At 71.2% G+C, this 11,360-nt stretch carries 10 protein-coding genes and 1 pseudogene; 5 read left to right on the top strand and 6 right to left on the bottom strand.

Annotation, left to right across the window (positions count from 1 at the left end):
* From FNH08_RS32150 to FNH08_RS32140, 3 genes and pseudogenes are all read left to right on the top strand, one after another.
* Positions 1 to 508 (top strand): annotated as a pseudogene (locus tag FNH08_RS32150) (ATP-grasp domain-containing protein); the annotation flags it as partial.
* A complete protein-coding gene (locus tag FNH08_RS32145) occupies positions 505 to 1,809 on the top strand; it encodes an MFS transporter (protein ID WP_152775051.1) in 1,305 nt (434 codons plus the stop codon). The pseudogene FNH08_RS32150 and the gene FNH08_RS32145, both read left to right, overlap by 4 nt.
* Positions 1,806 to 2,324 carry a copper chaperone PCu(A)C gene (locus FNH08_RS32140; RefSeq protein WP_322725859.1) on the top strand — a complete coding sequence of 173 codons (519 nt, stop codon included), beginning with the start codon at positions 1,806 to 1,808 and terminating at the stop codon, positions 2,322 to 2,324. The genes FNH08_RS32145 and FNH08_RS32140 overlap by 4 nt, the downstream gene beginning before the upstream one ends.
* Before the next feature lie 8 nt (positions 2,325 to 2,332).
* On the opposite strand, the gene FNH08_RS32135 is transcribed toward FNH08_RS32140, so the two are convergent.
* From FNH08_RS32135 to FNH08_RS32125, 3 genes are all read right to left on the bottom strand, one after another.
* Positions 2,333 to 2,848 carry a copper chaperone PCu(A)C gene (locus FNH08_RS32135; RefSeq protein ID WP_152775050.1) on the bottom strand — a complete coding sequence of 172 codons (516 nt, stop codon included), beginning with the start codon at positions 2,846 to 2,848 and terminating at the stop codon, positions 2,333 to 2,335.
* A gap of 100 nt (positions 2,849 to 2,948) precedes the next feature.
* Positions 2,949 to 5,246: a heavy metal translocating P-type ATPase gene (locus FNH08_RS32130; protein ID WP_152775049.1), complete on the bottom strand. Its 2,298-nt coding sequence runs from the start codon at positions 5,244 to 5,246 to the stop codon at positions 2,949 to 2,951.
* Positions 5,246 to 5,500: a hypothetical protein gene (locus FNH08_RS32125; protein ID WP_152775048.1), complete on the bottom strand. Its 255-nt coding sequence runs from the start codon at positions 5,498 to 5,500 to the stop codon at positions 5,246 to 5,248. Before FNH08_RS32125 ends, FNH08_RS32130 begins: the two co-directional genes overlap by 1 nt.
* Before the next feature lie 233 nt (positions 5,501 to 5,733).
* Here FNH08_RS32125 and FNH08_RS32120 point away from each other — a divergent pair, with 233 nt between their 5' ends.
* Positions 5,734 to 6,645, top strand: a complete 912-nt coding sequence (locus FNH08_RS32120; protein ID WP_152775047.1) for an alpha/beta fold hydrolase — start codon at positions 5,734 to 5,736, stop codon at positions 6,643 to 6,645.
* A gap of 17 nt (positions 6,646 to 6,662) precedes the next feature.
* Here the strand turns inward: FNH08_RS32120 and FNH08_RS32115 are convergent, their stop codons facing one another.
* The 3 genes from FNH08_RS32115 to FNH08_RS32105 are packed head-to-tail and all read right to left on the bottom strand — an operon-like array spanning position 6,663 to position 9,287.
* Positions 6,663 to 7,193 (bottom strand): cupin domain-containing protein, encoded by a 531-nt coding sequence (locus FNH08_RS32115; protein WP_152775046.1) that lies wholly within the window; start codon positions 7,191 to 7,193, stop codon positions 6,663 to 6,665.
* 28 nt (positions 7,194 to 7,221) lie between these two features.
* Positions 7,222 to 8,286, bottom strand: coding sequence for a phosphotransferase family protein (locus tag FNH08_RS32110; RefSeq protein ID WP_152775045.1), 1,065 nt, complete (start codon positions 8,284 to 8,286; stop codon positions 7,222 to 7,224).
* Complete coding sequence (locus tag FNH08_RS32105) at positions 8,283 to 9,287, bottom strand: C-terminal binding protein (RefSeq protein WP_152775044.1); 1,005 nt, start codon at positions 9,285 to 9,287, stop codon at positions 8,283 to 8,285. The genes FNH08_RS32110 and FNH08_RS32105 overlap by 4 nt, the downstream gene beginning before the upstream one ends.
* A gap of 752 nt (positions 9,288 to 10,039) precedes the next feature.
* On the opposite strand from FNH08_RS32105, the gene FNH08_RS32100 reads away from it, so the two are divergent.
* On the top strand, positions 10,040 to 11,308 hold the full coding sequence (locus FNH08_RS32100; protein ID WP_152775043.1) for an MFS transporter: 1,269 nt from the start codon (positions 10,040 to 10,042) through the stop codon (positions 11,306 to 11,308).
* The last annotated feature ends 52 nt before the right edge of the window (positions 11,309 to 11,360 follow it).

The following is an 11,360-nucleotide window of genomic DNA, read 5'->3' as shown; positions in this document are numbered from 1 at the left end:
GGTGGGGCGCGTCCTGGCGACCGCCGGGCATGACAGCGGCTTCGCACACGTGGAGTTCGTCCTCACCACCGAGGGCCCGGAACTGGTGGAGATCAACCGTCGTATCGGCGGCGCGCTCGTCGGCGAGGCACTGTGCCGCCGGCTGGACACCAACGTCTACGACGCCATGGTCGACACCGCTCTCGGCCGGCGCCCCGCCCTGCTGGACACCCCTGCCGGTTCCTCCACCGGCCCCGCCACCGGCTTCGTGCTCGTCTACCCCGACCGCCCCGGTACGCTCACCGGCTGGACCGGCCTCGACGGTCTGTCCGCCTTCCCCGGCTCGCCCGAGTGGTATCCCACCGCCGTCCCGGGCCGGCGTGTGGAGCACCTGAGCGACCAGCGAAGTTGCACGGGGATCGTCCTGGCCGAAGCCGGGACCGCCGAACTGGCCCTGCACCGGGCCCTCAGCGCGGCCGGGAGCATACGCCCCATCGTCACCGCCGACGACGACCGCGACCGGGGATGACGCCGACTCCGCAGAGGAAGCCTCGTACACGGCTGCGCACCGGCCTTTCACGGCTCACCCCACCCACCGGACTCAGGGGACTCGGGGGCCTCAGGGGACTGACCGGACCGCAGCTCTTCCTGCTGGCCGGATCGTTCCTCATCCCGTTGGGCAGCTTCGCCGTGCTGCCCTTCATGTCGGTCCTGCTGCACGAGCGACTGGGGATGGAGCTCGGCACCGTGGGCGTGGTGCTCGCCGTCGCCTCGTTCATGCAGTTCTCCGGCGGCATCGTCGGGGCCGCGATCGCCGAACGCATCGGGCTGCAGAGCACCATGGTGCTCGCCCTGGTGATCCGTACGACGGGCTTCGCCGGCTTCCTGCCGGGGCTGGGCCATGCGGGCGCGGCAGTCACGGCGCTCTTCCTCGTCTCCAGCGGCGCCGCGCTCTATCTGCCCGCCAACAAGGCGTACCTGGTCCACCGTGTCGAGGAGGAACAGCGCCCCCTGCTGCTGTCCGCGAGCAGCTCCGCACTCAACGCCGGTATCGCGCTCGGCCCGATCGCCGCCGCGCCCTTCGTGCTCAGCGCCTCCGCGGAGCTCTTCGCCACGGTCACCGTACTGTTCGCGGCCATCACCGTGGGGCATGTCCTGCTGCCCGCGGAGATCCCCGACCACGAACCGTCCGGACCGGAGGAAGAGGCCGCCACCGAGCAGCCGCCCCCGCGCCGAGCAGGCCGGGCCAAGGCATTCGCCGGACTACCCGTGCTCCCCTTCGCGATCACCGTGCTGAGCGTGTACGTCTTCATGTTCTTCCAGCACTACCTCGCCGTCTACGCCGTACCCCGCACCTCAACGGTCTTCTACGGCCTCGTCCTGGCCCTCTACGCCCTGCTCCTCGTGGTCGCGCAGCCCCTTCTGTCGGCCTGGATCGCCCGTATGCCCTACAACCGCGCCCTGGGACTCGGCTTCACGGCCCTGTCCAGCGGCATGATCACCCTCGCCGCCGGTCACCCGGCCGCCATCCTCGGCGGAGCCCTGCTCATCTGCCTCGGCGAGATCATCCTCTTCCTCAAGAACGACCTCGAAGCCCTCGCCCGGTCACCCCGCACACCCGCCGTCGTCTTCGGCCGCCAACGCCTCGCGGCCGGAATCGGCGCGTTCGCCAGCGGCATCGCGGGAGGCGAGGGCTACAAGCTGGCCGAGCAGTCGGGTCACCCCGGCCTCTTCTGGGCAACGGTCGCCGTGCAGTGCGCACTGCTGCCCCCGCTGCTGATCCGAGCCCTGCGCCGCCGTCGGCGCACGTCCGCGGAGCTACTCCTGTGACTGAGGAGCGGAAGAACCTGATGCGTCCGACGATGCGGAACAGCCCGGTCATGGGCGGCTTACGGGCGGCTGCGGCACCCGTCGGCGCGTGCTTCGCGGCACTCGCCCTGCTGGTCGGCTACACCGCGACCGGGGCGGCAGGCGACCCGCCGCCGAGGATCGAAGTCGTCGCCGCCCGGATCATCGCGCCCATGGGGGCACGCTCCACCGCCGCGTACTTCGAGATCCGCAACACCGGCGCCTCCCCGGACACTCTGCGGTTCGCGGACTCCCCGGAGCTCGGCATCAGCGTCATCCGCCGTACGGCGCGCCGGACCGGGACGGGTCGCACGGAGCCGGCCTGGGCCGTCAGTGTTCCGGCGGGCGGCACGGTGCGTATGGCACCCGGCGGCCTCGGGGTCGTCATCCTCGACCCGCCGGCGCTGAAGCCCGGCCAGACCGTGCGCTACAACCTGTGGTTCCGTCACAGCGGAAAGGTCAGCGTCGAAGTGCCTGTGACCGCAGGCCCGAAATGACACATCGGTCACGCTCCGAACCTGCCCGGGCGGACGACGATCGCCAGCGCCTCGACCCGTCCGCTGCGCTGGAAGTGCAGTGTGAACGGCACGAAGTCGAACTCGCGCCACCCCGGCTTCGCCCGCAGTGTCACGTCCAGGCCCGACGGCGACATGGCGAGGCTGGCGCCGGCCGGGACCTCGGCCGAGTCCACCGTCTCCGCGTACGCCGCCCGGCCGCTGGTCATACGGTGACGACTGAGCTCGGTGCCACCACCGGCGCCGGCCATCGTCACCTTCAGCAGCCGGTCGCCCGCGCCTCCGGAATTGGTGATCCGGAAGAACGCGGCGGTGTCCCGGGTGTTCCCGTAAGGCAGGTAGACATGGGCGTCGGTGACCGCGATCCGCGCGGTGACCGCGTTGCCGGACAAGGCCCAGGTGGTCAGACCGCCCAGCGCGACACTGCAGGCGGCGACAGGCGCGAGCGCGGCCCTGAGGGCGTCGGCGAGCCGACGGCGGGTAGGACGCCACGGGTGCACGGTCATCGGCCGCCTCGGTTCCGGGTCGTGGCCACGGAGTGGCGAGCCGACAGGACATGCCGCCGAGCGGGAGGGACATCCCTGCGAGCAGGCGGGAAGCAAGAGATCATCGCTCACCGCTCCGGGCGGACGACGGCCGGAGTCCGCGAGCGGCTGCCGGTTGCCAGACCCGCAACCGCAGACTGTTGCCCACCACAAGCAGCGAGCTCACCGACATCGCCGCCGCGGCCACCATCGGGTTGAGCAGGCCGACCATGGCCGGCGGCACGGTCACGACGTTGTAGCCGAAGGCCCACACGAGGTTGGCGCGGATCGTGCCCAGGGTGCGCCGGGCGAGCAGGACCGCGTCGCCCAGGGCCTCGATGTCGCCGCGCACCAGGGTCACGTCGGCGGCCCCGATCGCGGCGTCGGTGCCGCTGCCCATGGCGATGCCCAGGTCGGCACCGGCCAGCGCAGCGGCGTCGTTCACCCCGTCACCGACGACCGCGACCCGACAGCCCCGTTCCCGCAGCTCGCGTACGAGCTCGGCCTTGTCCTCGGGAGTACAGCGCGCGTGCACGTCCTCGATACCGAGAGCGGCGGCGACGGCCCGGGCCGGAGCCTCCCGGTCACCGGTGGCGAGCACCGGGCGTACGCCGAGGCGCCGCAGCCGCTCCACGGCACGGTAGCTGCCCGGTCGTACGACGTCACCGACCTCGATCAGTGCCTCGGCCACCCCGTCGACCCGCACCAGGACGGGCGTGTGCGCGGCGGCCTCCGCCACCAGCAGGGCCCTCGCCAGCGCGGCGGGCAACTCGTCGTCCGCCGCGACGACTTCGACCAGCCGCCCCTCGACCCGGCCACACACTCCCCGGCCCGCGGTGGCCCTGAAGTCGCCGAGCTCCGGCAACGGCTGCCGCCCGGGCAGGGTCCGGCGGGCGTGGGCGACGATCGCGCGGCCCAGCGGATGCTCCGAGCCCTGCTCGACCGCCCCGGCCAGCCGCAGCACCTCGTCCTTCCCCAGGCCGTCCGGCACCGTTGTGACCTGGGCGACGTTCATGTGCCCCGAGGTGAGTGTGCCGGTCTTGTCGAGCACCACGGTGTCGAGGTGCTGAAGGGCCTCCAGGGACTGCGGCCCCTTGACCAGCACACCCAGTTGGGCGCCCCGGCCGGTCGCCGCCATCAACGCGGTCGGCGTCGCCAGCCCCAGCGCGCACGGACAGGCCACGACCAGCACCGCGACGCACGCGGTGACGGCCGCCTGGGGGTCGGCCCCGGCGCCCAGCCAGAAACCCAGCACGGTGACCGCGAGCGCCAGCACCACGGGCACGAACACCCCCGCCACCGAGTCGGCCAGCCGCTGCGCCTTCGCCTTCCCGGCCTGAGCCTCCGTCACCAGTCCGGCGATACGGGCGAGTTGTGTGCCGGCGCCCACGGCCGTGGCTCGGACCAGCAGCAGCCCGCCCGCGTTGACGGCGCCGCCCACCACGCCCGAGCCCGGCTGGACCTCGACCGGCTCGCTCTCACCGGTGACAAGGGACAGGTCGACGGCGGAACTGCCTTCCACCACCTCTCCGTCCGTGGCCACCCGCTCGCCAGGCCGCACCACGAAGACCTGCCCGATGCTCAACTCATCAATGGGGACGAGTCGTTCTGTGTCGCCGTCCCGTACGGACACCTCCTTGGCAACGAGTTGGGCCAGCGACCGCAGCGCGGCTCCGGTTCCGTGCCGGGCCCGCGCCTCCAGGAAGCGTCCGGCCAGCACGAACAGCGGCACGCCGACCGCCGCTTCCAGGTAGATGTGGGCGGCACCGCCCGAGGCCGAGGGCACCAGACTGAACGGCATCCGCATCCCGGGGTCGCCCGCGCCCCCGAGGAAGAGCGCATACGCCGACCAGGAGAAGGACGCCACCACACCCAGCGACACCAGGGTGTCCATGGTCGCCGCCGAGTGCCGCAGCCCGCGCACCGCCCGCAGGTGGAACGGCCACGACCCCCATACGGCAACCGGTGCCGTCAGTACGAAGCACAGCCACTGCCAGTTGCGGAACTGCCAGTCGGGCACCATCGACAGCGCGAGTACCGGAACCGCCAACAGCGCCGTGACCAGTAACCGATCGCGTTCCTGACGTGCGGCTTCACTGTCGCCGTCGTCCTCGCCCTGCCCGGTGTCGCGCTCACGTTCCTCGGGCGGCTCCGGAAGTCCGGCCGTGTATCCGGCCTGCTCGACGCTCGCCACGAGTTCCTCGGGACGGATGTGCACCGGATGGCTCACACGGGCCCGTCCGGTCGCCAGATTGACGGTCGCCGTGACCCCGTCCAGCTTGCCGAGCTTCTTCTCGACGCGTCTCACGCAGGCCGCGCAGGTCATCCCGCCGACGGTCAGATCGGTGGTCCTGAGGAGGATGTCGGGTTCTGTGGCCATCAGCCGCGACCCCCGGTCACGTCCCCCATGTCGCCCATGTCATCCATGTCGTCCATGTTCGTGCCCCCACGCCCGTCATCGTTCTGTGTGGTGCCGCTCATGCCGGGCGCGACGGGTCCCGCGGCGGCGCCGACGGCGTACGACACCGCGAACATCAACGCCAGCAGCAGGAGGAAGCCGCACAGCGCGGGCGGCGGCACCGGTTTCCACAGGGCCGCACTCGTGCCGGAGGAGGATCGTCGGGGCTCGTCCATCACCGGGTCTCCAGATCGGGTCGTACGGCGTCGGCTGGTCCGGGCCGTACCGGTGACAGAAGTCGGGCCCGCTGGGTGCAGGGTTCCTGAGCGAGCGTGTGGAGTGCGTCACGAGGGTGGTCGCTCCTCCGTGGGCCTTCGGCGTCGTGGGGTGACGCCCGGGTGGCCGGTACCGTCTCCGGCATCGAGGATGAGGATGACGGTGAGCCCGGGATGTGACGAGGTGCGCCCGCATGAGGACCGATGCTGGAGGGTCTACGGTGCCATGGACGTCTGACCGGCGGCTCTCCCCGGGCGTACGCCCGGTCACCGTCGACGCCAACGGCATCACGCTGTCCGGCCTGCTGAGTGAGCCCCCGCACGGCTCTCCGCGGGCGGTCGTCGTCGCCCTGCACGGCGGGGGCATGAACGCGGGGTATTTCGACGGCCAGGCGCACCCGGACCTGTCGCTCCTGTCCTTGGGAGCGCGCCTGGGCTACACGGTGCTGGCCTTGGACCGTCCGGGCTACGGGGCCTCGGCCGTACACCTCCCGCGGGGGCAGAGACTGATGGCGCAAGCCACCGCCGTGCGAGCCGCTGTCGCGGCGTTCACCGCGCGCCACGCACCGGGGGCCGGCACCCTTGTGCTCGCGCACTCCTTCGGCGCCAAGGTCGCCCTGGCAGCCGCCGCCCGCTGGGACACCTCCGACCTACTGGGTGTGGACGTCTCGGGGTGCGGAGGGCGACTGGCGGTGAACCCCGGCCTGGTCGGCCGTGAGGACGGCCTGGGCCGACGGAAGCTGAACTGGGGGCCGCTGCACCTGTATCCGCCGGACACGTTCCTCATGAGCCAGACGGTCGTGGCGCCCATGCCCGCACTCGAGGCCGCCACGGTGGCCGGCTGGACACGGCTGTCCGCCGCGATCCTGCCCCGCGTCCGCGTCCCGGTCCGGCTCACCTTCGCCGAACACGAGACCTGGTGGAGCCACGACGATGACGATCTCGCCGAGCTGACCGCACGCCTGACCTCCACTCCCCGTGTGGTCATCGACCGCCAGTCCGACGCCGGCCACAACATCAGCCTCGGCTGGACCGCACGCGCCCACCACCTCAAGGCCCTCGCGTTCGTCGAGGAATGCCTCACCTCCGGCCCACGACACGTCTGACCTGTGTGGCGGACCTGTCAGCCGTCACGCTCCGCGCCGACGAGGACGAAGGCCATCGTGACCGGATGGTCGCTGCGGTTGCGCCAGCTGTGGCGGGTGCCGTTCTGGATCACGATGTCCCCGGCCGAGAGGGAGGTGCGGTGGCCGTTGTCGAGTTCGAGGACGATGTCGCCCTGCAGCACGATGCCGTAGTCCACGGTCGGCGTCGTGTGCATGCCGTCAGGCTCCATGAGGTCGGCGATGCCGGGTGAGTCCGCCCGCTGTTCCCGGTCGAAGGCGACGGGGTCGAACTCCGGGTCGGCCATCGCGGTGTCCGGCGGGAAGGTCAGGACGATGAACCTCGTGCCGCCGGGTGCCGGGAGGAGGCTGGTGACCTTCGGTGTGGGATCCTCCCCCGTCCGGCTGACCTGCTCACCGGGGTCGGTGGCCCACGGCAGGCGGGACACCCAGCCCGGCAGACTGGTGAACTCCCGGCTGCGCGGCACGGGGCCGTCGCTGACGACGACCGACCTGCCGTTCTCGTCATGGCCGGTGACGACTCTCCGCATGCGTGTCTCCTCTGTCAGGTCGGTCTGGTCAGTCGGGTATGCCGCCACCGGGCTCGGCCCGGGTCCCCAGCGCGTCCGCCCAGGCGTCCAGGACGTCCGCCGTCGTGGGAGCCGGCGCCCTCAGCAGAGCCGATGCCACCGTGCGTACGAACAGCCGGTGCCGCTCGTCCGTGAGGTACTCCGCCGGGGACTTGCCGTCCACGCGCGCGAGCAACAGCGCCGGGATCAGTGACGCGACCCGCGCCTCGAGGGCGCTCCGGGGCTCCCAGTCGACGCACCGGACGTACTCCTCGGCCAGCACCCGGGCGGAGTCGAGGAGATCGGCTCGGTGCCCGGGTACCACCAGGCTCTTGAGGAGCAGATGGTTGACGCAGAAGGCCAGGTCGAAGGCCGGGTCTCCGTACCAGGCGCACTCGGCGTCCAGCAGCACGGGCCCGGCCGGGCCGACCAGGATGTTCTTGGGGCTGACGTCACCGTGCACCAGGGCGAGGGGGGTCGTGGCCGTACGGTCGGCGAGGCCCTGGAGGATGTCCCCCAGGTCGGGGTGCGCCGCCGCGGTGGCCAACAGGTACGGCTCGATGCGCAGCGCGTGGAAGTTGTCGTCGGTGGCGAACTCCGCGGCCAGGGCGGCATCGCCCGCACTCGCCGCGTGCAGGGTGCCGAGCAGTTCCCCGACGGCCGCGGCGGTCGCCACCTCGACCTGGCCGCCGAACAACCGCGCCTTCCACACCGGGTACTGCTCGGGAGGCAGGAACGACATCGCGAAGAGGCCGGCCTCGGCGTCGTGGGCCAGCAGCTCCGGCACGCTGTCCGGCCGGTGCCGGGAGGCGAACCGCATCCACGCCCATTCGTAGGCGTTGCGCGATACCGGTGCCTGCCAATCGGCGGCGACACGGAGCCGGGCCAGGGCCCGCTTGACGCACAGGGAGCGTCCCGGCAGGTCCACCCGCCACAGATCGGACGAGACACCGCCGGTCAGCGGCGTCCAGCGGGCGGCCTCGCCGGGCGCGGCGAGCCCGTGGGCGAGCAGGAAGTCGGCCAGTGAAGTGTCCGGCACCGGGTTCGGGCTCACCGGCTCGGAGGGCGAGTTCATCGCCGGTCACCCGACCCGGTGGTCAGGCCGCGGGGGCTGTTGCGGGCGTGGGCCGGTTCCTCGCCCGCCAGGATGCGTACGACTTCCTCGGCGGCGCGACGGCGCAGTTCCGTGACCGAGGCGTCGGAGGAGAAGGCGACGTGCGGGGTGAGCAGCGCGCCCGGCTGGGCCAGCAGTCCGTCGGGGACGTGCGGCTCGGTCTCCAGGACGTCGAAGGCGGCCCCGTCCAGGTGCCCGCTGTCGAGCGCCTTGATCACGGCGTCGGTGTCCACCAGGCCACCTCGGCTCACGTTGACCAGCAGGCCGCCCCGCTGCATCAGCGCCAGCTGCCCGGCTCCGATGATGTGGTGGGTGTCCGGCGTGAGCGGCACATGGAGGATCACCACGTCGCTGCGGCGCAGCAACTCCTCCAGACCCACCATCTCCACTCCGGGGGCGTCCTTCGGCGGGTGCGGGTCGTGGGCGAGGATCCGGCAGCCGAACGCGCCGAGCCGACCGGCGGTGGCGCGTCCGATGCGCCCGTATCCGACGATGCCGCAGGTCAGCGTCGACAGTCGGCGCAACCGGGCACTGGCGGGGTTCCAACGGCCCGCACGGACCTCCCGGTCGAACACGGCCAGGCCGCGCGTCCAGGCCAGCACCATGCCGACGGCGTGGTCCGCGACCTCCTCGACGCAGTAGTCCGGAACATTGGTGACCCAGACACCCCGGTCGGTGGCGGCCTCCACGGCGATGTTGTCGAGACCGACCCCGAGTCTGGCCACGATCCGCAGATCCGGTGACGTGCCGATCGCGGTGGCGGAGACGGGCGCCCAGCAGGTCAGGATCCCGGAGGGCCGGTGCTCGGCCACGAGTTCCTCGACGGCCTCGGCGGAGGCGGGCTCGGCGGGGCCGGTCACCAGGGTGTGGCCCGCCTCCTCGATGACCGATCGCTCGACGGAGTCGTCGGGCCAGGCGTAGTCGGTGAGCAGCACGGTGCCTGGGCGGCTCGGGTGTCTCATAGCAGGTCGTCCTCGCAGAATCGTGCGGCGCGGAATCGTGCGGCCGCGGCGGACGGTCGGGCGTCGCGCGCGGTCGCGTCCGGTGAGCGGGTTTGATCGCCACCAGGGGGGCGGCCGACGGCATGTCCGATGGGCCGTCGGTCGCCTTGGGTGGGTCGGAGGGGGTCACTGGGCTCGTCGGCACTCGCCGACTTGTGGTCGGGGCGGGCGCCGCTGGACGCCCCTGGAACGGATCACGGGGTACCGGGATACCGGGGCACGTCGAATCACTTTGTCACAGCCACGTGATGCTAACGATAGCATTCGCCGCCTTCGGCACGTCAAGAGTGCGAGCCACACCTGACCGTCGACACCCCGCCACAGCCCGCAAACGGAGCGGAGAAACCCCGCCATCACGGGAAATACGAGAGGCGCGGAAGAAAACCACTGTTGGCATCTTGACGCGCCCGGGACTTCCCTTCATGGTTTCTGCCAACGCCGACCGTGTGACCGATGAGTGTCCGCACGAAGTCCGGCTGTCGAAGACGTCATAGCCACGGACGTCACCGACGGGTGATACAGAGCTGAATTCCGCACGCGGCGTCCGACCGCGCGGCAGCCCGCCGTCACCCCATTCCTTCAGTCGACGACCGCACAGCCGTCGTCGGCTCAAGTCCGTGTTCAGCTCACCGCTTCTCGTCATCGCCCTACGACCCCGTACGGCGATGGATCCGCCGCGGTCCGCCGTGGCCCATTCCTCCTCAGGAGCCGCTATGACTCACGCAGCGCAGGTCGACACCAGTGCGGTGCCCGCCGACGAAACACAGGAAAGCAGCAGACCCCCCGTTTCCCGCACCATGATCGGCGTGGGCTTCCTGCTGATCGTCCTCTCCTACATGGTCAACGCGATGGACCGCCAGGTTTTCCCTCCCCTGCTGCCCAACATCCGTGAGGAGTACGGGTTCTCCCTGGAGCAGGGCGGGCTGCTGGCGACGAACTTCACCCTCGGCATGGCCCTGGCCGGCCTTCCCGCCGGCTACCTCCTGGACCGCTTCCGCCGCAAGACCGTGCTGCTGGTCAGCATCGTGATCTACTCGTTGGGCACGATGGCCACGCCGCTGGCGACCGGTTTCGCCGACATGACCCTGTACCGGGTCGTCTCGGGCTTCGGTGAGGGCATGCAGTCGGCAGCGATCTTCGCGGCGATCGGTGCCTTCTTCGCCCACCGGCGCGGCCTCGCCTTCGGTGTCATCGGCGTCGGCTACTCGATCGGCGTGTTCATCGCGCCGCTGATCGGTGTCGGGCTCACGGGCATGCACGGCACCTGGCACTCCCCCTTCTACCTGTTCGGCGCGGCCGGGCTGCTGATCGCGGCGGCCTCCCTGTTCCTCGTGAAGACCGGCCTGACGGAGCACTCCGCCGAGAAGGTCGCCTCGACCAGGACGTACGAGTACATGCCCGCCTCCGCCTACAACCGCAACACCGTCGCACTGGCCGTCCACGCGGTCATCAGCGGTGTGGCCATCTACGGATTCCTCGGCCTCTACCCGACCTACCTCATCACCTCGCTGCACTACACCGCCGAGCAGGCCGCACTGGCCATGAGCTTCCTCGGCTTCGGCGGCATGACGGCCGTGTTCGGCGGCTGGCTCGGCGACCGCTTCAACCAGCGCAACCTGCTGATGCTGAGCCTGCTGGCCGTCTCCGCCATCAGCGCGTGCATCTACGAGACGCACGCCGGCGTGGGGGTGCAGTGCGTGCTCGCCTTCCTCATGGGTGCCTTCGGGCTGGGCTTCATCTACCCCAACACCAACAGCGCGCTGCAGCGGGCCGTCCGCCCCGGCCAGATCGGGCGCGCCTCCGGCCTCTTCGTCACCAGCTACTACGGACCGGCGGCGTTCTCGGGCCTGCTCTTCGCCGCCCTGGTGGACTCCTCCGACTGGACCCGGGCCGGACTGCTGCAGGTCACAGCCCTGCCGCTGCTGGGAGTCGTGGCTCTGGCCTTCGTGCGGACCTCGCAGTTCAACAACGCGGTCCGCTGAGCGCTCCGCCGGCGACATTCCACAGGGGCCTGCCCACCGCTTGGCGGTGGGC

This window comes from Streptomyces spongiae (genome assembly GCF_009377185.1).
In the GTDB taxonomy this organism is placed as follows: domain Bacteria; phylum Actinomycetota; class Actinomycetes; order Streptomycetales; family Streptomycetaceae; genus Streptomyces; species Streptomyces spongiae.
Note: the sequence above shows the minus strand (reverse complement) of the source record. Positions and strands in the feature narration are given on the sequence as shown.